This window comes from Gammaproteobacteria bacterium (assembly GCA_035546635.1).
Lineage (GTDB): Bacteria > Pseudomonadota > Gammaproteobacteria > JAURND01 > JAURND01 > DASZWJ01.
Window position 1 is genome coordinate 85926 of record DASZWJ010000017.1, and the last position, 25062, is coordinate 110987.

Below are 25062 nucleotides of genomic sequence, written 5' to 3' on the forward strand. Positions count from 1 at the left end.
CAGGTTGCAGATGCAACATGCTAGCAGTGCTAATATCTTCTGCGCAAGCGAAGGTTCTCTTACTATCCTCCTCCCCTTGTGGGAGAAGGAAAGAGTCACGACTGATAAGCTACTTCAATCCCATCTCACAAACCAGCACTCGCATTAGCTACCCAAACAAACTGATTCCCTTTCACTTGCATAATCACAGCACTTTTAACCGGATCGCCTGAATCAGCTGAATATTTAATATCGCCTGTCACACCCGCATACACAGGCAACTTCGCCATGCTGTCACGAATGGCCTGACGATCTAATGTCCCTGCGGCAGCAATGGCATTAAACAAAATTTTCGCAGCATCATAGCTTAAAGCCGCCACATCGTCAGGGGTTTTACCATAGGCTTTTTGATAATCGGTAACAAATTTCTCAGTCGCTGCTGTTTTGGCATCTGGAGAATAGTGATTCGCAAAATAAGCACCTTCCACAGCACCATTGGCTAGTTTGAGCAATTCTGGGCTGCTCCAAGCATCACTACCTAAAAATGCTACCTGTAAACCTAAGCGCTTAGCTTGCTGTGCAATCAGCGGCACATCATTGTAATAAGCCGGTAAAAATAATACATCTGGCTTAGCCGCTTTAATCTTAGTTAATTGTGCCGAAAAATCTTTATCATTGGTCGAGTAAGTTTCAAATGCGACAACTTTGCCACCTTGTTTTTCAAAATCCTGCTTAAATATAGCGGCTTGACTGGTAGGCGCCTCAGAAGACACATCATATAAAACTGCGGCGGTCTGATATTTTAAGTTGTTGCGGGCAAAACTGGCTAATACATGACCCTCAAATGGATCGGTAAAACAAGCGCGGAATACATAGTGTTTGGGTTGGCCAGTAGCGGAATTGCGTGTGGCTTTTGGATTTGTCGACCAGGGGGTAATTAATAGGGTTTTAGCGCCCTCGGCAATTTCCGCAGCTGGAATAGCGCCTAAGCTGGCATTTGGTCCAAGAATAGCGACCACGTTATCCTGTGAAATCAGTTTTTGCGCTGCGGAGGCTGATTGATCCGCTTGGGCGCCGTTATCTTGGACATCTAATCTGACTGGCATTTTTTTGCCATTCACCAGGATGCCGCCTTGTGCATTGATTTCGTTCACAGCCAGCTCCATGCCATTTTTGCTGGAAGCGCCTACTGCAGGAATGCTGCCGGTTAATTCGACAATGGCACCCACGTTGATGCTGTCACTCGCCAGCTTTTGTTTTTCGCAGCCCACAGTGATTAGACTGGTACAAGCTAATAATAAAAATAATAGTTTTTTCATGTTGATTCTCCTTGTTAGGATGACAGCCAATACTCAAAATGACAGCTTGACCTATTTCTTCTTAACATGCTCCATCAAACGTTTTCGACGTTTCACCTGCCGTGGCGTCAGCTCATTTTTTTTATCCTGAAAAGGATTCTCACCACTACGTAATTCTATGCGTATCGGCGTTCCAACTAAAGATAATTGTTCACGAAAATAATTGGCCAGATAGCGGCGGTAAGATGATGACAGTGCTTCTGTTTGATTGCCATGAATCACAATAACCGGAGGATTACTGCCGCCTACATGGGCATAGCGCAGTTTAATGCGGCGACCTAATACCGCTGGCGGCTGGTGAGACTCTACGGCTTTATTTAACAACTCCGTCAACTTTGAGGCAGAAAATTTCTTGGTTGCCGAACGGTAAGCTTCTTCAACATCGGGGAATAGCCCCCCCACCCCAGTCCCATGCAGTGCCGAAATATAACGGACACGCGCATAAGTCACAAATTGCAAACGGCGATCTATGGCTTTACGCATTGAAGCACGCTCATCTTCTGCCAAACCGTCCCATTTATTTACCGCAATCACCAAGGCTTTTCCAGAATCAATCACAAAACCCAGCAAATGCAAATCCTGCTCGGCAACCCCTTGACGCGCATCAAGGACAAATATCACCACATTGGCCTCATTAATCGCCTGCAAAGTTTTAACCACTGAAAATTTTTCTATACCTGCCTCAACACTACGTTTACGCCTAACACCCGCGGTATCGATTAACACATAATCTTTGTCACGACGTGTAAAAGGCACAAATACACTGTCACGCGTGGTACCCGGAGCATCATAAACTAGTACTCGCTCTTCTCCGAGAATCCGATTGACCAATGTCGATTTTCCAGCATTGGGTCGCCCAACGATGGCAACCCTGATACCCTGTGATTTATTTTCCTGTACTGCTTCAGTCACTGGGAATTGCCGCAACGCGGTTTCTAATAAATCATGCACGCCTATGCCTTGTGCTGCGGCAATAGGCAGCACAGGTTCCATTCCCAAAGTATAAAATTCCGCACAAGCAGATTCTTTATTCCCACCTTCTGCCTTATTAACTACAACATAAATCGTTTTTTGCAAGCGCCGCAATTGTTCAGCAATATGAGAATCCCCCGGTGTTAACCCAACACGCGCATCGACAACCCAAAAAATAACATTAGCCTCTTCAATCGCCGCCCAAGTTTGTTTGAGCATCAAAGTTTCAAGATTTTTCTCATCCTGCTCCATACCCCCGGTATCAATAACGATAAACGGTCGCTCATTAAATAATCCCTCACCATATTGCCGATCACGCGTCACACCGGGCTCATCAGCCACCAACGCCGTACGAGAACGAGTAAGATAATTAAACAAAGTGGATTTACCAACGTTGGGTCTACCAATAATTGCGATGACGGGGATCATACTGTACCTTACCTTTAAATCCGATATTTAATCAACTTACCATTATTGGTATAGACAAATACCGAATTGCCCTGCACATACGGCGTATCCAATACCCCGCTTTTATCCGCCAACGTGCGCGCAACAAAACTACCATTATCAGCAGACAACCAATGCACATAACCCTTACTGTCAGCGACCACCACCGCATTACCCATCACCTGCGGACCAGTCACGCCGCGACCCATTAATTTATCCTGCTCCCACACCACTTGGCCGCTTCTTCGACTGAAAGCCCATACTTTACTACTCGCATCAGTGACATACACATTGCGATCGTCTATAGCTAAACCTGCATAAGAAGAAATATCATGTTGCCACAACAATTCACCTGATCTTAAACCCAGCGCCGATAAATTACCTTGATAAGTAGCAACATAAATAGTATTACCTGCCACCGCCAAAGTATCATTAATATCCACCATTTGATCGACGATGGATAAACCACTGGCTTCCGCTACGGCATGCTTCCACAACATCTCCCCATTGGCAATGCTGAACACGCCCACTTGACCGTTAGCAAAACCTACTACTACTAAATTGCCAGCCACCTTTGGAGATTGTCCACCTCGCAGAATCAAGCTGGGAGTCTCTTCTTTATAATTCCACACCGGCTGACCAGTTTGCTTGTTTAATGCATACAAATGGTCGTCAATACTCTTGACTAAAACATAAGGAGATTGAGCATTGGGGTTAGCCAATATTTCATTACTGAGTAAAGTACTCCATAATTTAGCGCCATTAGAACGGCTCAAAGCTAATACCTGACCTTTTTCAGTGCCAACGTAAACTGCACCGCCATCTACACTGACACCTGTCGTTAAATTTTGTTTCGTATTGACTTGCCAGATGACTCTTCCAGTGCTGGCATCAATTGCAGTAACGCGGCCGGAATAGCTCGAAGTGTAGATCTGGTTTCCGACCAAGGCTGGAGAGAGTTTAAGATATTCTTTTTTGACACCTTTTCCAGTTTGCGTTGACCAAATTTCTTGTACTGGGAAGACTGGGGTGAATTCTTGCAGCGGCATGACCACTTCTTTTTTTCCACTGCAAGCTACTAGGGTTAACAAAGCTAATAGGAGGCATGCTGTTTTTAGGTGTTTTAACATGATAGATTCCTGATAATTTTTTGTAAAAAAGCTAAGGCTTTAAGAGGGCAGCTGGATAATTCGCATTTGTAAATCTGCATGCAATGGCTGGTCAGCAGGTATTGCCTGCAAAGCCGCCTGATAAGCCGTACGGGCATCAGCCATTTTACTTTGCGCTAAATAAATATCGCCTTTTACCAAATTAATCGCAGGTAAGTAACCTTTATTATCCACTTTTTGCAATAGCGAAAGTGCTGCATCGGGTTTTTGTTGTGCCAATAATATACGCGCCGCACGCAATCTGGCAATCTGGCGGAATGAATCGCCACGTGCATGATCCATTGCCCACTGTAGTTTTTGCAAAGCTCCCGCAGAATTACCTTTTTCTGCAGCAATTTTAGCTTCAAATAAGGCCGCTATTCCTGCATAAGGGGTTGCACTGAAATTATCTTCCAATTCTTTAGCCAGATCAGCAAATAATTTCATACTTCCATTCGCATAGCCTGCCAACATCTGGTCATATAAAAACGAAGCTTTTTCAGCCTGCTGTGCTTTATGCTGCTGCCAAAACTGATAACCAAAACTGATAACTAATCCTAGAACAATTACCGCGACCAATTGCATACCATTGGCTTTCCACCAGGTTTTTATCGCTTCCCATTGTTCTTGATCGTTGTTGTATTCTTGCATGTTGTTCTCCAGAAGTATTTAGCGTTGTGTCTGCCAAAACTGTTGCATATCCGATATAGGCACAATTAACTGCGGACGCTCTTCGCGCAAAAATTTTACTGAAACCGTTTGTGACTCGATTTCATCTTGTCCTAAAATAAACGCAAACTTCGCACCGCTTTTATCAGCACGCTTAAATTGGTTTTTAAAACTACCACCACCGCAATTGACTTGTAAATGCAATCCCGGCAATTCTCGCCGCCATTGTTCCGCTAAAATTAACCCCTGTTCTTCCGCCATTTGACCCACCAAAATCAAATAAGCATTGACTGAATCAGCCAATTGCAAGCGCGTTTCTAAAAGAGCAACCATCCGCTCCATACCTAAAGCAAAACCAACTGCAGGCGTTGGTTTGCCGCCTAGCAATTCAACTAATACATCATAACGACCGCCAGAACATACCGCACTTTGCGCACCCAATTCCTCGGTGGTCCATTCAAACACTAAGCCACCATAATAATCGAGCCCTCTGACGAGACGCGGATTGATTTGATAGGCAATGCCCGCGGTATCCAGTAAATCACACAGCTTGGCAAAATGCTGTGCGGAAACATCATCCAAGCATTCCGTCAACAAGGGGGCAGCGGCGATTAATGTCTGGATTGTAGGGTTTTTGCTATCGAGAATACGTAGCGGATTAGTGGACAGACGGCGGCGGCTATCTTCATCTAATTGGTCATGATGGGCAGAAAAGTAAGCAACCAATTGTTCACGGTAGCTAGCACGCGCTGCTTGCGAACCTAAAGAATTCAGTTGTAGGGTCAAACTACCCCGTAGATTTAGCAAATCCAATATTCTGGCGCTCATGAAAATGATTTCGGCGTCTATATCGGGACCTGGCATACCATAGGCTTCCACACCAAACTGGTAGAATTGGCGATAGCGACCTTTTTGCGGTCGTTCATGCCGAAACATGGGCCCCCAATACCATAGGCGTTGAATTTGATTATAGAGTAAACCATGTTCAATACACGCACGTACACAACCGGCCGTGCCTTCAGGACGCAATGTCAGGCTGTCACCATTGCGATCGGCGAAGGTATACATTTCTTTTTCAACGATATCGGTGGCTCCGCCTATGCTGCGTTCGAATAAGGCTGTTTGCTCTAGCAACGGCAGGCGTATTTCTTGATAACCATAAGCAGCTGCGACGTCGAGCAGACAATTCTCCAGGTGGCGCCAGTAGCGGTTTTCCAGGGGTAATATATCGCGCATACCACGAATGGCTTGGATATTTTGTGGCAAGGGTTTTACCTCTCTAATAGTTTTAATACCTTCTCCCTTCTCCCACAAGGGGAGAAGGAAAAAAGCCAAGGCTGTAAGAGGGCACCTTCTCCCATCCCACAAGGGGATTCCCTTCGGTCACAGACGGGAGAAGGAAAAAAGCCAAGGCTGTAAGAAGGCACCTTCTCCCGCAAGGGAAGAAGGTGAAAGATTAGAAATTTATTTAACAATGTTCCAAAAAAAGAAGCTGGGAAAGATCGTCCAAGATAACTACGGTTACACTACCAGGAAATGATAATCCATTCGGGTGAGAAAAAGCTTATCTGTTATTCATCACTCTGGTTTGCTTGCGCCTGAGACAATCTCCTGCTGCGTGTATTTTTAGCCGGCTTAACCGATGGATTGGACGGTGCATCAGTCGCTTGAGGTTGCTCTGTCGCTGCGGCTGCTGATGCAGGCGGCGTTGCACCATTATCTCCAGGAGGTGTTGTCGTTAATGGAATAGGATGTTCAAGCGCACTATTGGTCACAGGCGGCGGGTTAGGATTGACGCCTACGGCCTCTTGAGAGCTGCCGCTGGGACTGTCTGAAGTCATTTTATCCGCAGCTGAATTGCGGTTATGCCACCAAAATCCGGCCAGTATCACCACAATTAATATCACTAACAAACTAAAACCACGCATGAATTTGTGGTTGGAATGCGCCATTTTCTCATGGATAAGCTGGGGTGTATTAGAGCGGATATTGACCTTTAGACCCTGAGAGTCAAATAACGCTACAGTTTGTCCAACTTCAGTTTCAGACATGCCAAGCAATCGCGCATAAGTACGCAGATAACCTCGCGCAAAGGTGGAGGAACCCATGGTACTGTAGTCATCATTTTCAAGCTGCACCAAACGCTGCGGTGTAAACCGTAGTTGTTTGGCCATCTCATCTAATTCGATTTTTTTTTCTTCACGGATTTTACGCAGGTAGGCTCCTGGACCTTCTAGCCTGCTGGCGGTGGTTGCAGAAAATTCAACACCCTCTCGGTCTGTCATAATGCTTTACTCCTCAACTCTTCCAGTTATATGGGCAATCCAAAGGGGGCATTTTAAACGAGTCTTGACAAATGTTCACCCCCAGATTAAGAAATTTCATACTGTAGCTAGTCGCTGGCGACCACTACCGGAATCAAAAGCCGCTTTTTCAACCAACGATCATTGCGCCGCGTACGATCTTGAAATTTACCCACCAGTTGACCACAGGCCGCGTCGATATCGTCGCCGCGCGTTTTGCGTATGGTTACGTGAATGCCACTTTTCTGCAATAGACTCTGAAACTCCCGAATCACTTCAAAAGAAGAGCACTGGTATTCCGTAAGGGGAAAGGGATTAAAGGGAATTAAATTCAGTTTACACGGTACATTGCGCAATAAATCCGCAAGCTGCCGAGCAAGCTCTGGGGTGTCATTGATACCTTTGAGCATCACATATTCAAATGTCACAACCCGTTTGGGTTGATTTTTAAAGTAATCACGACACGCTTGCATCAGCTCTTGCAGCGGGTATTTTTTATTCAGCGGCACTAAAGTATTACGCAGCAAATCATTGGGCGCATGCAATGACACGGCTAGAGCGGCTTCACTCACGTCTTTTAAACGTTGCATGGCCGGAATAACGCCAGAAGTGCTTAAAGTGACCCGGTGTTTGGAAAGGCCGTAAGCCAGATCTTCCATCATCAAGCTCATGGCTGATACCACATTGTCAAAATTTAACAAGGGCTCACCCATACCCATCATCACCACATTGGTGATGACCGGTCGCTCGCCTTTTTTGCCATAGGCCGCCAAACGGCGTACGGCAATCCATAATTGGCCAATAATTTCCGCGACAGTTAAATTGCGACTGAAACCCTGCTTGCCGGTGGAACAAAAACTGCAATCCAGGGCGCAACCCACCTGGGAAGACACGCACAAGGTGCCACGGCGTGCTTCTGGGATAAATACCATCTCCACGGAGTTACCCTCTTCCAGGCGTAACAGCCATTTGTGCGTGCCATCTTCTGAAACTTTCTCCCAGATTATGGAAAGTGGCAGCTGCACATAGGCGCGTTCGTGTAATTTTTGACGCAAGCTCTTGCTGATATTTGTCATGGCGTCAAAATCCGTCACACCAGCCTGATGCACCCACTTGAGTATTTGATCGCCACGAAAGGGTTTTTCAGCTAAATCTTCTGCAAAAAAGCGCGCCATGGCTGCGCGATCGAAATTTAGGAGATTAATTTTTTGCGGTTTTGTTTCCATTAACGGCTGAAAATCTCTTCCGGTTTAAAAAAGAAGCTGATTTCCCAGGCGGCGGTTTCAGGCGCATCTGAACCGTGAACGGCATTTTCATCAATGGAATCAGCAAAGTCAGCGCGGATAGTGCCAGGTGCGGCATCTTTAGGATTAGTCGCTCCCATCAGATCGCGGTTTTTAACGATTGCATTATCCCCTTCCAGTACTTGCACCAATACGGGACCTGAACTAATGAACTGTACTAAATCGTTAAAGAATGGACGCGCTTTATGTACACCATAAAATTCTTCAGCCTGATTTTTACTGAGTTGCAACATTCTAGCTGCGGCAATTTTTAAGCCTGCTTGCTCAAAACGGCGGTTAATCTCACCAATCACATTTTTAGCGACGGCATCGGGTTTAATAATAGATAAAGTACGTTGAATCAACGGAAATACTCCTATTTTTTATGGAAACGGAAGAGTAACAGGAAATGCTTAATACGGCAAACTCGAGAAAGCTCCTCTTACAGCCATAACCTTTTTCCTTCTCCCGTCTGTGACCGAAGGGAATCCCCTTGTGGGATGGGAGAAGGAAAAATGTTAGGGCTGATATAGAAAATCACTATTCCCCAGCGATCATCATAGAATCGATCCAAATAGAACCGGTATGGATATTACCGCGGTTATCAATATCATGACCCACGGCAACTAATTTCGAAAACATGTCTTTTAAATTACCGGCAATGGTAATTTCCTGTACTGGATATTGGATTTCGCCATTTTCTACCCAATAGCCAAAAGCCCCACGTGAATAATCACCCGTCACCATATGCACGCCCTGCCCCATCAGATCGGTGACCAAAAGACCCGTTTGCATCTCTTTCAACAAACCCGCTAGATCCTGATCGCAGGTATTAATAAACACATTATGCGCGCCACCGGCATTACCTGTGGTTTTCATGCCTAATTTCCGTGCGGAATAGCTGCCTAATAAATAACCTTGTAATAAACCTTCTTTGACGATTTCTCGTTCACAAGTGGCAACCCCTTCATCATCAAAGGCAGCGCTGCCGAGGGCTTTCAGTAGATGCGGTCGCTCGACAATGCTCACTTGCGTCGGAAATACTTGTTTTCCTAACTGATCGACTAAAAAAGAAGATTTACGATACAAATTAGAGCCACTGATTGCACCTAAAAAATGGGAAAGTAAGCCACGTGCTACATCAGCACGAAAAATGACTGGTGCACTGCGGGTAGATAAGCGGCGAGCATCTAGGCGTTTAACAGTACGCTCTGCTGCATTTTTAGCAACTGTTGAAATAGGGAGTAAATCTTCTGGATCCCGCGCACAAGTGTAGTCTGAGTCGCTTTGCATATCATGGCCATGCTGGGCGATCAAGGCGCAGCTCACTGAGTGATAAGTGGTATTGGATACACCTAAGAAACCATGGCTGTTTCCATAAATTTCTTTATGGGCAAAGGTATTGACAGTGGCGCCTTCGGAATTGGTAATGCGTTTGTCATAACCGCGCGCTAGGGATTCACATTCTGTGGCTATTTCAATACCCTGTTCGGGGGTGATATTCCATTCATGAAATAAATCAAGGTCAGGATAGTTGTAGGCCATTAGTTCGGCATCAGCTAATCCTGAGCAGGGATCGTTGCCGGTAAAGCGGGCGATACTACACGCTTTTTCCAGGGTAGTACGTAATGCACTGGGTGTTAGGTCGGAGGTGACAGCACTGCCTGAACAATGACCAAAATAGACGGTTAAACTCAATCCTTTAGCGCGATGGTGTTCCAAGGTCTCAACAGCACCCTTGCGTACTGTGACTGAAAAACCTGCTTCATTGCGGAAGGTGGCTTCTGCCTGTGTGACTCCGGCTTGTTTCGCCTGATCGAGCATGGAGCGGACTAGATTTTCAGGGGTTTGGGTTTCTGTGGTGGGGTTGATTGTTGGCATGGTGATTGACTGGTGAGGTTGGTTGTGAATTTTTTTGAGCGGGGATTAAATCCTTTCTCCTGGTGAGCTCTGTGTTCCTTTTCAGTACTGTATTTCTTCCCCCCTTAGCACTATATTCCCTCTCCCTTTAGCACTGTAACTCCCTCTCCCGCGAATGTGTTTAGAGTTCTTTCAAACCCCTCTCGCGGGAGAGGGAGTTACAGCGCTAATCCTTAGCGTGGAAGCTTATGAGAGATATGTGCATACCCTAGCCCACCAGGGAAGAAGGGATAGGGGATACAGTGCTAAACAAATATAGTGCCCAGAGAAAAATTTCAATGCGTGCTTATCTGGTCATCTTTACGTTTACGCTTAATACCGCTGACCACCAACACTTCCTGTCCGCCCGCTTCATCCTGTAAAGGCTGTGGCATATGCTGCAAAGCCATCCCCAATACTTGATCTATCCAGCGCACCGGCCGAATGTCCAATCCTTCGGTGATATTTTTCGGAATCTCTTTTAAGTCCTTCTGATTTTCTTGCGGAATGATAACGGTTTTGATCCCTCCGCTCAAAGCAGCCAGTAATTTTTCCTTCAAACCACCAATGGGTAGCACTTCGCCGCGCAGCGTGATTTCTCCCGTCATCGCAACATCGGCTTTAACCGGAATGCCAGTTAATGCAGATACCAAGGCAGTACACATACCGACGCCGGCACTGGGGCCATCTTTTGGCGTGGCACCCTCAGGCACATGGATATGGATATCTTTTTCCTGATAAAAATCTTCTGCTATACCCAAAATACGCGCACGACTGCGCACCACGGTCACAGCAGCCTGGATGGATTCTTGCATAACACTGCCTAGGCTGCCGGTATAAGTGGATTTCCCTTTACCTGGCATAATGGTCGCTTCGATTTTTAATAATTCACCACCCACTTCAGTCCAAGCCAAACCTGTGACTTGCCCAACTTGGTCATGCTGCTCAGCTAAACCATGACGGAATTTAATCACGCCCAGGTAATGTTCAAGATTACGTGGAGTGATTGTCGTTTGTTTTTTCGTAGGTTTAATAAGTACCGATTTAACGACTTTGCGGCAAATTTTTGAAATTTCTCGCTCTAAATTTCTCACCCCAGCCTCGCGGGTATAATGGCGCACAATATCACGCACCGCACCCTGAAGAATTTTGATTTCAGCAGATTTCAGACCGGATTCCTTGATCTGCTTGGGTATTAAGTAACGCAAGGCAATGCTGAGTTTTTCGTCTTCGGTGTAACCTGGAATCCGAATAATTTCCATACGATCCAGTAATGCCGGAGGAATATTCAGAGAATTCGCAGTAGCGATAAACATGACGTCAGATAAATCATAGTCGACTTCTAAGTAATGATCGTTGAACGCATGATTTTGTTCAGGATCTAACACTTCCAGCAACGCTGCGGCGGGATCACCCCGAAAATCCATGGCCATTTTATCCACTTCATCCAGCATGAACAGCGGATTGCGTACTTTCACTTTCGATAATTTTTGAATGATGCGTCCTGGCATGGAACCAATATAGGTACGACGATGGCCACGAATCTCAGCCTCATCACGAATGCCACCCAATGACATACGAATAAATTCGCGTCCAGTCGCATTGGCAATGGATTGTCCTAAAGAAGTTTTGCCGACACCCGGAGGACCTACCAAGCACAAAATAGGACCTTTGACTTTTTTGACGCGCGTCTGTACTGCTAAAAACTCGATAATACGTTCTTTGACTTTTTCTAAACCATAGTGATCTTTGTCTAATACTTTCTGCGCTTTCACTAAATCACGGCTGACCTTGCTGCGTTTTTTCCAGGGTACGGCTAATAGCCAATCCAAATAGTTTCTGCAAACTGTGGCCTCAGCCGACATGGGTGGCATCATTTTTAATTTATTGAGTTCAGCCAGGGCTTTTTCTTTGGCTTCCTGGGTCATGCCGGATTTTTCAATCTTAGCTTTTAATTGCTCTTCAGTGGTACCCCCTTCTTCCAGTTCGCCCAGCTCTTTTTGAATGGCCTTCATTTTTTCATTCAAATAATATTCGCGCTGGCTTTTTTCCATTTGTTTTTTCACACGCGACTGGATCTTTTTTTCCATTTGCAGCAATTCAATTTCACCTTCAAGCAAGCTAGAAACTAACTCCATGCGTTCAAAGGTATTGGCTTTTTCAAGTATCTTTTGTTTGTCTTCCACTTTAAGCGACATGTGAGCAGCTACGGTGTCAGCCATGCGACCTAAATCCTCAACACCAGCCAAAGTAGTTAGGATTTCCGGCGGAATTTTCTTGTTTAATTTAATATATTGATCAAATTGCGACAGAATAGAACGCGCCAAAACTTCCATTTCAGCGCCTTTGTCACTTTCTTCATCAGAGATCAATTCAACGACGGCAGTGAAATATTCTTCTCCTTCGCGGAATTCTTTGGTACGACTGCGGCTATTGCCTTCAACTAGTACTTTGATGGTGCCATCGGGTAATTCGAGTAATTGTAAAATGGTGGCAACGGTGCCAATGGGATAAAAATCAGTGATCTGCGGATTTTCTAAGGTGGCATCTTTTTGCGCAATGAGATAAACCTGTTTGCTATCTGCCATGGCAGCTTTCAGGGCTTTTACTGATTTTTGTCGGCCAACAAATAGTGGGATCACCATGTGCGGATAGACAACGACATCACGCAATGGTAAGACGGGAAGAGTCATTTCAGAAATCTTGTTCATGTGGGGAAAGTTCCGATATTTTATTTATTGAGTCATACTCTCTTTCTCCTCTTATGGGCATAGGCATCTGGTTAAGCACTGTAGTCCCCTCTCCCCTTGTGGGAGAGGGGACTACAGTGCTTAACCTAACACCTATGCCTCTTGTGGGAGAAGGAGAATTGGTCGAAGGAATGCAAAATCATGCCGCCTGCGTCGGTTCATCCTCTTTAGAAATCAGTGTAGGTTCTGACTCACCGCTAATCACAGGCTCATCAATAATGACTTTGGCCACATGCTTCATCGAAGGCAGTTTATACATAATATCTAGCAAGACATGTTCTAAAATAGAACGCAACCCTCTAGCACCCGATTTTCGCGTCATGGCTTTTTGAGCGATCGCACGTAAGGCGGTGTCGGTGAACTCAAGTTCAACACCTTCCATCTGAAACAGTTTCGCGTATTGCTTAGTTAAGGCGTTCTTAGGTTCGGTCAATATGCGCACTAAATGCTCTTCATCCAAATCTTCTAGCGTTGATACCACTGGCAAACGACCGACAAATTCAGGAATGAGCCCAAATTTAATTAAGTCCTCAGGCTCAACTTGACGCAATATTTCACTGATAGCGCGTTTGTCATCTTTGCTGCGGACTTCAGCAGAAAAACCAATACCGCTCTTTTCAGTGCGCGCACGAATAATACGTTCTAAATCAGCGAAAGCGCCACCACAAATAAATAAAATGCTCGCAGTGTTGACCTGTAAAAATTCCTGTTGCGGGTGTTTGCGCCCACCATGCGGCGGGATGGCAGCGACCGTACCTTCGATTAATTTCAAGAGCGCCTGTTGTACGCCCTCACCTGAAACATCGCGGGTAATGGAAGGGTTCTCAGATTTGCGGGAAATTTTATCGATTTCATCGATATAGATAATACCCGTCTGGGCTTTTTCTACTTTGTAATTACAGCTTTGCAGTAGCTTATGAATAATGTTCTCTACGTCTTCGCCTACGTAACCGGCTTCGGTAAGGGTAGTAGCATCAGCAATGGCGAAGGGCACGTTTAAGAATTTAGCTAATGTCTCGGCCAATAAGGTTTTACCGCTACCAGTTGAGCCTATGAGCAAAATATTGCTTTTTCCCAATTCGACATCATCGCTGTTTATGCGGCTGTACAGACGTTTGTAATGGTTGTATACCGCAACGGCTAAGGCTTTTTTGGCATCATTCTGGCCGATGACGTATTCATCCAGGAAGTCTTTGATTTCAACTGGGGTTGGTAGCTTGGTTTGACTCTCAGGAACCGCACTGGCCTCTTCTTCTTCACGGATAATGTCATTGCAAAGCTTCACGCATTCATTGCAGACGAAAACTGAAGGACCTGAAATGAGTTTTTGCACCTCTTTTTTGGATTTTCCACAGAAAGAGCAGCTGGGCATTTTTTCTTTGTTAGTCATGGTTCAGTCCCCCCAGTTAAATAGAATCAAGGTGTGCGAATAGCGCGATTCGGCCAAAAAATGCTTAGAATGCAACCATTATAGTACATAATGGGGTGGTATTCGTGGGATTTCAATGGACAACAGGGGTTCAAGTGAAAATATTTGCATAATATAGGCATTTTGGGCTGTTTTGGGGAGTTTTTCCCACTGAACATGGGAAATTTTTGAGACAACTCTCACCCTCTCTCATTATCCACAAATAGACGCCTTCCTTCTCCCCTTGTGGGAGAAGGGAGGTGCCTACTTTGGTTAATGATATGAGGGCGACAGGCAGCCATAAACCATTATTTACGCTTCTCAAGTACCTCATCCACCAACCCATATTCCACAGCTTTAGACGGCTCCATGAAATTATCTCGATCAGTGTCTTTTTTAAGCTCATCCAGGGTTCGGCCAGTATGCTTAGCTAAAATCTGATTTATCAACGCCCCAATGCGTAAAGTCTCACGAGCATGGATTTCTATATCAGTTCCCTGCCCTTGGAAACCACCCAACACTTGGTGGATCATCACCGTGGAGTGTGGCAGGCAATAGCGTTTCTTGGCTGCGCCGGAAGCTAATAACAACGCCCCCGCACTCGCTGCTTGACCGATACATAACGTGCTGACGTCCGGTTTAATAAACTGCATGGTATCATAAATAGATAAAGCTGCACTGACAGAACCGCCTGGGGAATTAATATACAGAGAAATCTCTTTGTCAGGATTTTCTCCTTCCAGAAATAATAATTGTGCCACTACCAGATTCGCCATATGGGTCTCAATTTCACCGACCAAAAACACCACGCGGTCTTTTAATAAGCGCGAATAGATATCGTAAGCGCGCTCGCCACGAGCGGTTTGCTCGACAACCATTGGCACCAATTGCGCCTGAGTGGATAAGGCGCCAAGATGTTTATTTTCAATTATCATAGGTTTGCATTCCCTGCTGCTTGTTGTTGGCCTACCAGTTCACGGTAAGTTTTGACAGTTTCTTTCAGTTTGACTTGTTTCGTGAGGATATCCACAATCTGGTCTTCAATGACCGAGGCTTCTATTTGTGCCATCTGCTCTTTATTGTTACGATACCAAGCAACCACCTGCTGTGGATCTTTATAAGGGGCAGCTATTTGCTCCAGTCTAGCTTGAACCTGGGCGGAATCGACTTTAAGCTGGTGATTGCGGATGATTTCTCCGAATAATAAGCCTAATCCTACACGCTGCTTCGCCATTTGCTCAAACTGTGTTTTGTTCTCAGAATGTGCATGATCTTCACTATGCTCATGGTCATGATCGTGATCGTGGTCATGATCGCATTCATGGTCATGATCGTGGTCATGCGCATGGTGTTTGCCAGCCTCACGCTCTTGCTTCTGTAAATTCTTGATTTCTTCATTTACCAGCACTTTAGGCAATTCTACAGGATTTAACTCAAGCAATTTTGTTAACACCTGGCCTTTGAGTTGGTTTTTAACGTTGTAATCTAGCTCACGCTGTAGGTTATCGCGGATTTCTTTGCGTAACTGTTCGATGTTACCATCCGCCACTCCCAATTTTTTAGCAAATTCTTCATCGACTTCCGGCAGCTTAGCAACCAGCACCTTATGAACTTTTGCAGTGACAGCAGAAGATTTGCCTGCCAAATCCTTACGATGATAATTAACTGGGAATTGGATGGTAAAGGTGATGTTTTCCTGCCCGGCTGCTGTACCTAGCAAGGCATTTTCAAAGTCAGGAATTGCAGCGCCTGTACCCAGCTGCACCGTGACGTCCTTACCTGTCCCACCCTCAAATGACTTGCCATCCAGGGTGCTTTCAAAATCGATGAGTACGCGGTTGCCTTTTTCCGCAGGCTCGGTAGTTTCTACCCATTCAGCTTGTTGGTTACGTAGTTTTTCCAGCATTTGATCGACATCATTTTCATCAATGTTGACTTTGACGGTTTCTATTTCAACATCTTGCAATTCTTTCAGTGCGATGGTGGGATAGATTTCAAATGTGGCTTCAAATTCCAATGCCTGACCCGGAATAACGGTCGCTAAATCTATTTTCGGCAGTCCAGCGGGGGTTAATTTTTCCTGTTGGATGGCTTCCTGATAGGAAGAGCCAATCACTTCGGAGACGACTTCACGGCGTACAGAATCTTCAAAACGCTGACGTACGATATTAAACGGCACTTTTCCTGGCCTAAAGCCATCAATTTTGACCTTGGGCGCTAAATCTTTTAAACGTTTTTCAATTTCGCTTTGCACCCCGCTTCCAGGTACTTTGACTACTACTTTTCGTTCTAAACCGGGTAATACTTCTACAGTGACTTGCATGTGTAACCTCTAAATGGATGCTAATTTCTTGAATTTTGGTGCGAAAGGAGAGACTCGAACTCTCACGGGTTGCCCCACTGGAACCTAAATCCAGCGCGTCTACCAGTTCCGCCACTCTCGCTTTATGACTTTGGATAGATAAACTCTCTGCTAACGCCATTCTCAGACATTTTGCCTGTTCCAGGCGGAATTTAGGGAGGGTTTGGAAAAAGCCAGGGGTGCATTTTGGTATGATTTACATACGCAGTCAAATGAAATATATTGAAAAGCGTGCGCCCCGGTGGCACAGAGGATAGCGCGATCCCCTCCTAAGGGATAGGTCGCAGGTTCGAATCCTGCCCGGGGCGCCATGAATCTTTTTTTAAATTCGCGTTTTTAATCCTCAAATAACAAGCTTTGAGACGCTAGTCGGTCATTGCCGTGCAATGGAATGGAATTGCTGAAGAAATAAAAGCAACCCGGATACGGGTCTAAATTGCTATAGATCCATATATTAAAAAAATCGCCTAGGCTCTATAACCGCTAAAGCCTCCAGATCAGTATCTTTTACACCATCTTTTTCGAATTTGATATAATCCTGGATCAGCTTTATAAGTACTGTCGGCAACAACCTTATTTTCTCTAATTCCTCTGCTGTTAAATCTTGATGCTGCCTAGTTATGAGATTAGAACAAGCCTCCCGCAATCCTGTTAGATATTGGGGGAAGGCAGCACTTGAAATTTTTGGAAGTGGGGGGACTTCATCCTCATCATCATTCATTGAGTTGGCATGTATATTCAAATATTTAGAGTCATATGCTGAGATTTTTTTAAAATCTTTTGAACTCACTACTTTTACTTGGAGCATACCTAATGTTTCAGCCAGTTCCAACAGAGCTTGATTTTTCTTCGGGTTTTCAGTATCCAAAGCTAATAGAATATGTGATAAGAGCTGACTAATCTTGAACCACCACCCCATTTTATATTGTGGATTTTTTTGCTTATAGTCATCTAACCCTGCAGTTGTTTGGAGTTCTTTTTGTTTGCGCCAACTAAAAAAATAATCATCTAATTTTAATAATGGCGAAGACGAATCCTTTAATGCACTAACCAGTGGTTTAGAATGATCTTTACTAGCCGAACCATAATTCTGTAAAAATTCTTTTAATTGTTCAATTTCACCCCAAGTCCCTTTATGTATTATTTCTTCCATGAGTATTGAAATCTTCTTAACTGCATGTGATTCATTTTTAATATTTTTACTATCTAATAATGATGCTAATACCATTAATGCAATTTTTGCAGAAAACAAAGGGTTATCTGTAGGGAGTCCTCGAAATTGATTTAAGCGACTAGACAATCTTCCTGGAGTATCTTCCGACACCATTAGTTCAATTGTTTTAGTTAAAGGCTGAGGTTTTTCAAGCCAGAGGCTTTTAATTTTTACCTCTTCCCCATGCTGATCGGCGCCAATAGTTTGTGGAATTTTAGGCTTTCCAAACCAGTCCCACCTGGTATTTTTTTTCTCACCCTGATCAAGTCCGAGATTCTTTTTCGGCTGTTTAATCTGACTCATCATATTCACCAAATAATAACTAATAATTAATAAAATTATTATGTGCTCATATTATTAAGAAAATATGAAATACTGTATTTTCTGTTTGGAACTAAAATATTGACAGAGCTTTTGGGATAGCCTCTGCTATCCACTTCGGCTACGTCATCCCGCGACTTGATCGCGGAATCTCAGGCGGATGGCTTAAAGCTCGGCTTGCTCTTCTATTGAACATTGCCAAGCTTCAAAATCCATCACTCCCCAATCGACATCAAAGAAGCATTACCCCCAGCCGCAGAAGTATTCACAGCTAAAGAGCGTTCGTGGCATAAACGTTGCAGATAATTGGGGCCACCGGCTTTAGGTCCAGTTCCGGATAAACCTTCGCCGCCAAAGGGTTGCACGCCAACCACCGCACCTATCATATTGCGATTGACATAAGTATTACCCACATGGGTGCGACGTTGAATGTATTCTGCAGTGGCATTGATACGGCTGTGGATACCCAAAGTCAAACCGTAGCCGGTCGCATTAATTGCATGAATCACCTTATCCAAATCACAGCTTTTATAGCGGATAACATGCAAAATGGGGCCGAAAACTTCTCGGGTTAATAAAGACAGACTGGGGATTTCAAAAGCACAGGGGGCAAAGAATGTACCCTGTCCGGTTTGATTGCCTAAAGGAACTTCAGCAATTAACTTACCCTCTTTTTGCATAAGGCTGGCGTGCTCCGCCAATGTCATCCTAGCCGCGTCATCAATCACCGGACCAATATCCGTGTTTAGCCAGGAAGGATTACCTATTTTCAATTCGGCCATTGCTCCCTTCAACATGTGAATCACATGATCCGCCGTTTCAGACTGTAAAAACAATACCCGCAATGCTGAACAACGCTGTCCAGCGCTGTTGAATGCCGACATCACCACATCCATTACCAACTGCTCAGGTAAAGCCGTAGTATCTGCGATCATGGCATTCTGGCCACCAGTTTCGGCGATAAATGGTACGATGGGACCTTCGCGGTTAGCTAAGGTTTGATTGATACCGCGGGCAGTTTCTGTGGAGCCGGTAAACATCACGCCGGCAATGCGGGAATCGGCTACAGCAGCTGCACCGATGACTGAACCCTTGCCTGGCAGTAATTGCACCACATGCGTAGGAATACCCGCCTCATGCATTAGCTCCACCATGCGCGCAGCGATCAATGAAGTTTGCTCAGCCGGTTTAGCCAACACACAATTACCGGCAACTAATGCTGCCAATACTTGCCCTGAAAAAATAGCCAATGGGAAATTCCACGGGCTGATGCATAAAAACACGCCGCGGCCATGAAATTGTAACTGGTTGAATTCTCCAGTTGGACTGGCCAGCGTTTTAGGTGCTAAATGTTGGCGTGCGCATGCTGCATAATAACGGCAATAATCTACCGTTTCACGCACTTCACCCAAGGCATCCGGCAAGGTTTTACCCGCTTCGCGTACCAAAAGTGCCATCAATTCTGAGCGGTTGTCTTCTACCAATACCGCTAAACGATCTAGACAGGCAGCCCGCTCATGTACTGTTTGATGGCTCCAGCTATTGGCGGCTAATTTTGCGCGAATTAAAGAGGTTTCTAAATCCTCCCGGGTCGCATGAACCACTGTGCCTATCACCTGCTTACGGTCGCTGGGATCGGTAACATCTCGGCCGCCCTTTAATTCTCGTACAGGACCTGCTTTACGATTGCAGGTGGGCATGGCATACCAAAAATGATTAAGCGATAAAGTCATCGCTTGTGCTAAATCCTGCAATTGCCGATGATCGGTAAAATCAACGCCTTGGGAGTTCTGACGTTCCGGCATATAGATATCTGCCGGCAACGGGATGCGCGGATGCGGCGTGCTTTTAAGCTGTTTAACTTTGATAACCGGGTGAGCAATCAATTCAGCAATTGGAGTATTTTCATCGACAATCCGATTGACGAAAGAAGAATTGGCGCCATTTTCCAGTAAGCGTCTGACTAAATATGGCAATAAATCCTCATGTCGACCGACAGGCGCATACACTCGGCACGGGATACCCAGTTTATCTTTAGGCACAATCTCATCATACAGCGCATTGCCCATGCCTTTTAAACATTGGAATTCAAAGTCACGCCGTTTACCCATCATGGTTAATATAGCGGCTACCGTATAGGCATTGTGTGTTGCAAATTGGCAATAAAACAAATGACCGTAATCGATCATTTTTTTTGCGCAGGCCAGATAGGACAAATCGGTGTTGACCTTGCGGGTAAAGACAGGATAACTGGATAAGCCTTTGACTTGGCTGTCTTTGATTTCGGTATCCCAATACGCACCCTTGACCAGACGTACCATTAAGCGACATTGGTTACGCTTGGCTAAATCCGCCAACCAATCTAGCAAATAAAACGCCCGTTTTTGGTAGGCTTGCACTGCCAGGCCAAAGCCATCCCAACCTTTTAATTCTGGGGAAGTGGCGACTTTTTCAATAATATCTAATGATAGCTCAAGACGATCTGCTTCTTCCGCATCGACAGTGAATCCTACACCGGCAGTTTTGGCTTGCAGTGCTAAACTGTGTAAGCGCTCAATCAATTGCGGCAGCACTTGTTCACGCTGGGCAAACTCATAGCGCGGATGCAATGCCGATAATTTAACCGAAATCCCAGGCGCCTGTTCCAGACTCTGACCTTTAGCGACTTTACCGATGGCAGTAATGGCCTGTTGGTAGGATTGAAAATAACGTTCTGCATCTTCGGCAGTGCGTGCCGCCTCTCCCAGCATATCGTAGGAAAAACGGTAGCCTTGTTTAGCCAAACTCTTAGAGCGGTTTAAAGCTTCATTGATATTGCGCCCCATCACAAACTGACTACCCATAATCCGCATTGCTTCTGCAACTGCTTTGCGGATGACGGGTTCGCTGGTACGCTTTAAAAGGCGTTTTAATACTGGGGCAAAAAATCCTTCGCTGGATTCTTCAGGCTTAATAATTTTACCGGTAAGCATTAATGCCCAGCTGGCGGCATTGACGAAATAGGAATCACTTTTGCCACGGTGTGATTCCCAATTTGCTGAAGCGATTTTATCTTGGATTAAGCGATTCCTTGTATCTGAATCAGGAACACGTAGCGCCGCTTCCGCCAAACACATCAAGGCAATCCCTTCTTCGCTGGACAGGTCATATTGATACATAAATGCATCCAGACCACCTTTGCCAATGCGCTGTTCACGCACTTTGGTGACCAGCATCTGTGCTGTGTCACTGATACTTTGCAGAACAGGTTCAGGTAGCTCGGCTGCTGTAATCAACGCCTGCAAACATTCGGTTTCATCTTGACGATAAGCCTGAGTCAGAGCAAGGCGTAATGGGGATTGTTCTTGTAGCTCATTGGGGAAAATAAAAGCGCTCATAGGGTTTTCTCTGTTCTTCTCAAAAGTTAGATAAAATATATACTTCTCTCACCCCCTTTGAAAAAGGGGGTAAGTCAGGCTTCGGGATTATCATTGTGAGAAGAAAATCTTAACAACTCACTTTTTCATATTGTGCTTGATAGCGTTTTATACTGCTGACAATTTCTTCTTGCGCTGCTTTTAGTCCTTTCCAACCTTCCACTTTTACCCATTTTCCGGGTTCTAAAGCTTTATAGTTTTCAAAAAAGTTGCCGATGGCTGCTAATTGTTCCTGGGGCAAGTCATCTACTGATTTCACATGTTTATAGGTAGCGCAGAGTTTATCTACCGGTACTGCTAAGACTTTGGTGTCTACGCCAGCTTCATCCGTCATGGCCAACATACCCACGGGACGGCAGCGTATGACTGAGCCGTGAACTAAAGGCAATGGGGTTAACACCATAATGTCTAAGGGATCGCCATCTTCGGACAGGGTTTGTGGGACATAGCCGTAGTTGTAGGGATAAAACATGGCAGTGCTTAGAAAACGATCGACCAGCAGTACGCCAAGTTTTTTATCCATTTCATATTTGACTGGGGAACTTTGGGCGGGGATTTCAATAATGGCGTAAATATCATCGGGGGGGGTTTTACCGGCGGGGACGTCAGCGTAGCTCATAGATTCAATACTCCTTAAAGTGGGGAAGAAAATTTGTGGATTATAACCGGTTAAGGGCGGAAAAATCGAGGTTTGAAATTGATAGGCTTTTGACTCTCGCAGTGGTGGCTCTCTTATCTTGTGGGAAGTGGCTGAATGTCTCTTAAGCTTGGGTGCGCTCCGCCTGAGATCCCGCGACTTGATCGCGGAATCTCAGGCGGAGCGCACCAAATACGTGTAATGTACAATACCAAATATATCCGGTGCCTTAATTCGTATCAAAACGCGTCTGCATTATCCAACGCTCGCAAAGACCCCCTAACCTCTTCGATGGATGATGGTCTTTGCAACGGCATATTAATGGCGCGCCGACAATTAAATATAATCCAGTCCAACACATAACCTGCATAACCTGCCAGCACAGTTTTTTCAGGAAAGATTTTTGCAGTGCTTTGAACTTCGCTTGCATAGCCAGCCATCACTTCCTGAAATAAATTTTTGTTGGGATTTTGAGTGGTTATATTGCTCCAGTTACACGCCACAATGAATCGTTCCAATTGCGGATTGATGGGACCTGCATATTCCCAATCAATCAGCCAAGGAGCAGCGTTATCCTGCCATAGAATATTTTTCGGATTTAAGTCACGATGGCTAAGTATTAAATTTGAATTCAGTAAGGTAAAAGCTTGTTGTGCTTCTGCACTTAAATCAACCAACCAATCAAGTTTTTCAGCGAGAAATGTTAATTCAGGTATTTGCGCCTGACTTATCTCATGCAACAAACGCCGCCATTGTGCTGAGGAATAAACACCCCACAGGGGTGAAGCAAATTGCGCTGCGGATAATTGCAGATTATGAATTTGCCCAAGCAAGCGGCCTATCGCCGCTGCATGTAAGTTGGTTATAGAAATGTCATTTCGACCATTTACCCAAGGGTGCACCATAATGCGGCCGGAATCGGTATTCAGTAGATAACTTAACCTGGAATTCACCTTAACTGGAATAGCACCCACTGCAGGAATACCACGCTTTTGCATTTGGGCAGCAATGTGTTGACTTTGATCGTAGCCCAGGATTTTATGACCTTGGAGTTTTTTTATTGCGCTGTTTAAAAGCTTGACGGCAAACTCCCCTTGGGTCGTTTGGATGCGCCAAACATGGTGTAATAAGCCGTTGGAAATTTCTTCTGACTGCAAAAATGTACCCAAGGAAAAATGTTGACACACATGTTCAAAAAATAAGGGGGAGGCAAGGTGGGTAAGGAAATTTTTCACTCATCATTCCCACTCAATCGTCGCCGGTGGTTTTTCCGAAACATCATAAACCACTCGCGATACGCCTTCGACTTCATTCAAGATGCGTTGTGACACTTTATGTAACACCGCATAAGGTAATTCAAACCAATGCGCCGTCATAAAATCCAAGGTTTCTACAGCGCGTAATGCAATCACATATTCATATTTGCGCGCATCTCCTTTCACCCCTACTGATTTAACCGGCAAGAATACGGCAAATGCCTGACTGATTTTGTGATACAAGTCGGCATCACGTAATTCTTGAATAAAAATAGCATCGGCATGCTGGAGAATTTTGACATATTCCGATTTCACCTCGCCTAAAATCCGCACGCCAAGGCCTGGACCAGGAAAAGGATGGCGATAAACCAAATCATAAGGGATACCCAATTCCAAACCAATGGTGCGCACTTCATCTTTAAATAATTCACGCAAGGGTTCCAACAACGGTAAGCGCATATGCTGCGGTAAACCACCGACATTATGGTGTGATTTAATCACTTGGGCTTTACCGGTTTTAGTCGCAGCCGATTCAATCACATCAGGATAAATCGTGCCTTGCGCTAACCAACGCACATCGGTCAGTTTATCGGCTTCTTGCTCAAAAATGCGAATAAATTCACGCCCGATAATGCGACGTTTATCCTCAGGATCTTTAACACCTTTGAGCGCAGCAAAAAATTGCTTGGCGGCATTGACGCGTATCACCTGGATACCAAAATGTTCGCTGATATTACTGACCACTTCATCGCCTTCTTCTGCGCGCAGCAAACCAGTATCGACAAACACACAAATTAATTGATCGCCTATGGCTTCATGTAATAACGCAGCAACGACCGTTGAATCGACACCGCCTGATAAACCCAGCAATACCTTATCATCACCCACCTGTTCACGGATTTGCATAATACGGTCTTCAACAATATTTTTTGGTGTCCATAATGCGGTACAACCACAAATATCATGTACAAAACGATGAATAATTCGCATCCCCTGGCGGGTATGCGTGACTTCAGGATGAAATTGCAATCCATAAAAACGCCGCTCCTCATTGGCCATACCTGCCAAAGGAGAATTTTTAGAACTGGCGATACAATTAAATCCCGGCGGCAACGTGATGACTTTATCACCATGACTCATCCAGACATCGAGCAAAGGCACATGACCCGCGCCGGTATGATCCTCAATGCCGCTTAATAATGAAGAATGGCCTTGTACTTCGACTTGCGCGTAACCAAATTCGCGTTGTGTGGAAGATTCCACTTCACCCCCTAATTGCGCAGCCATGGTCTGCATTCCATAGCAAATACCCAATACGGGACAGCCCAGCTCAAACACAATGCCTGGCGCTCGTGGCGTATCGCTGGCGGTTACGGTTTCTGGACCACCTGATAATATAATGCCATCTGGCGTTGTGCCCTCAATCGCTATATCAAATGCATCCGTATCTGCTCCGATAATCTCGCAATAAACACCGCATTCGCGCACTCTTCTGGCAATTAACTGGGTATATTGGGAACCGAAATCGATGATAAGAATACGTTGTTCGTGGATATCTGCCGCAAGCGGCAAGAAGGAATCTGCTGTCATTTGCAGAGTAAAAGAAGAGGTGTTTTCGGTAACGATTTCTTGAGTATCCAT

The 25062-nt window shown here is 45.1% G+C and carries 18 protein-coding genes and 2 tRNA genes; 1 reads left to right on the forward strand and 19 read right to left on the reverse strand.

Annotated features, from left to right (window positions below; all coding sequences use genetic code 11):
• Positions 1-125: 125 nt before the first annotated feature.
• From VHE99_03220 to VHE99_03285, 14 genes are all read right to left on the reverse strand, one after another.
• On the reverse strand, positions 126-1298 hold the full coding sequence (locus VHE99_03220; protein ID HVV68037.1) for an ABC transporter substrate-binding protein: 1173 nt from the start codon (positions 1296-1298) through the stop codon (positions 126-128).
• 51 nt (positions 1299-1349) lie between these two features.
• Entirely contained in the window at positions 1350-2738 is a 1389-nt protein-coding gene (der, locus tag VHE99_03225) for a ribosome biogenesis GTPase Der (GenBank protein ID HVV68038.1), read from the reverse strand.
• 14 nt (positions 2739-2752) lie between these two features.
• Complete coding sequence (gene bamB, locus VHE99_03230) at positions 2753-3886, reverse strand: outer membrane protein assembly factor BamB (protein ID HVV68039.1); 1134 nt, start codon at positions 3884-3886, stop codon at positions 2753-2755.
• Positions 3887-3925: 39 nt separating this feature from the next.
• Positions 3926-4555, reverse strand: a complete 630-nt coding sequence (locus VHE99_03235; protein ID HVV68040.1) for a tetratricopeptide repeat protein — start codon at positions 4553-4555, stop codon at positions 3926-3928.
• Positions 4556-4573: 18 nt separating this feature from the next.
• Positions 4574-5839: a histidine--tRNA ligase gene (gene hisS, locus VHE99_03240; GenBank protein ID HVV68041.1), complete on the reverse strand. Its 1266-nt coding sequence runs from the start codon at positions 5837-5839 to the stop codon at positions 4574-4576.
• A 305-nt stretch (positions 5840-6144) separates the two neighbouring features.
• On the reverse strand, positions 6145-6858 hold the full coding sequence (locus tag VHE99_03245; protein HVV68042.1) for a helix-turn-helix domain-containing protein: 714 nt from the start codon (positions 6856-6858) through the stop codon (positions 6145-6147).
• A gap of 107 nt (positions 6859-6965) precedes the next feature.
• Positions 6966-8102: a 23S rRNA (adenine(2503)-C(2))-methyltransferase RlmN gene (rlmN, locus tag VHE99_03250; GenBank protein HVV68043.1), complete on the reverse strand. Its 1137-nt coding sequence runs from the start codon at positions 8100-8102 to the stop codon at positions 6966-6968.
• On the reverse strand, positions 8102-8524 hold the full coding sequence (gene ndk, locus VHE99_03255; protein ID HVV68044.1) for a nucleoside-diphosphate kinase: 423 nt from the start codon (positions 8522-8524) through the stop codon (positions 8102-8104). The genes rlmN and ndk overlap by 1 nt, the downstream gene beginning before the upstream one ends.
• A 175-nt stretch (positions 8525-8699) precedes the next feature.
• Positions 8700-10040: a metalloprotease PmbA gene (gene pmbA / locus VHE99_03260; GenBank protein HVV68045.1), complete on the reverse strand. Its 1341-nt coding sequence runs from the start codon at positions 10038-10040 to the stop codon at positions 8700-8702.
• A gap of 314 nt (positions 10041-10354) precedes the next feature.
• A complete protein-coding gene (lon, locus tag VHE99_03265; protein ID HVV68046.1) occupies positions 10355-12769 on the reverse strand; it encodes an endopeptidase La in 2415 nt (804 codons plus the stop codon).
• A 178-nt stretch (positions 12770-12947) separates the two neighbouring features.
• Positions 12948-14198 carry an ATP-dependent Clp protease ATP-binding subunit ClpX gene (clpX, locus tag VHE99_03270; GenBank protein ID HVV68047.1) on the reverse strand — a complete coding sequence of 417 codons (1251 nt, stop codon included), beginning with the start codon at positions 14196-14198 and terminating at the stop codon, positions 12948-12950.
• A gap of 326 nt (positions 14199-14524) precedes the next feature.
• Entirely contained in the window at positions 14525-15151 is a 627-nt protein-coding gene (gene clpP / locus VHE99_03275) for an ATP-dependent Clp endopeptidase proteolytic subunit ClpP (protein ID HVV68048.1), read from the reverse strand.
• Positions 15148-16539, reverse strand: a complete 1392-nt coding sequence (gene tig, locus VHE99_03280) for a trigger factor (protein ID HVV68049.1) — start codon at positions 16537-16539, stop codon at positions 15148-15150. Before tig ends, clpP begins: the two co-directional genes overlap by 4 nt.
• A 36-nt stretch (positions 16540-16575) precedes the next feature.
• A tRNA-Leu gene (locus tag VHE99_03285) sits at positions 16576-16660 on the reverse strand.
• 153 nt (positions 16661-16813) lie between these two features.
• Here VHE99_03285 and VHE99_03290 point away from each other — a divergent pair.
• Positions 16814-16889 (forward strand) — tRNA-Arg (locus VHE99_03290).
• Between the two features lie 143 nt (positions 16890-17032).
• On the opposite strand, the gene VHE99_03295 is transcribed toward VHE99_03290, so the two are convergent.
• The 5 genes from VHE99_03295 to guaA all read right to left on the reverse strand — a co-directional run bounded on the left by VHE99_03295 (position 17033) and on the right by guaA (position 25011).
• Positions 17033-18094, reverse strand: a complete 1062-nt coding sequence (locus VHE99_03295) for a hypothetical protein (protein HVV68050.1) — start codon at positions 18092-18094, stop codon at positions 17033-17035.
• Between the two features lie 233 nt (positions 18095-18327).
• Positions 18328-21489 carry a bifunctional proline dehydrogenase/L-glutamate gamma-semialdehyde dehydrogenase PutA gene (gene putA / locus VHE99_03300; protein ID HVV68051.1) on the reverse strand — a complete coding sequence of 1054 codons (3162 nt, stop codon included), beginning with the start codon at positions 21487-21489 and terminating at the stop codon, positions 18328-18330.
• Between the two features lie 109 nt (positions 21490-21598).
• Positions 21599-22147, reverse strand: a complete 549-nt coding sequence (ppa, locus tag VHE99_03305; GenBank protein HVV68052.1) for an inorganic diphosphatase — start codon at positions 22145-22147, stop codon at positions 21599-21601.
• A gap of 257 nt (positions 22148-22404) precedes the next feature.
• Positions 22405-23400: a phosphotransferase gene (locus tag VHE99_03310; GenBank protein HVV68053.1), complete on the reverse strand. Its 996-nt coding sequence runs from the start codon at positions 23398-23400 to the stop codon at positions 22405-22407.
• Positions 23401-23403: 3 nt separating this feature from the next.
• Positions 23404-25011: a glutamine-hydrolyzing GMP synthase gene (guaA, locus tag VHE99_03315; GenBank protein HVV68054.1), complete on the reverse strand. Its 1608-nt coding sequence runs from the start codon at positions 25009-25011 to the stop codon at positions 23404-23406.
• Positions 25012-25062: the final 51 nt, after the last annotated feature.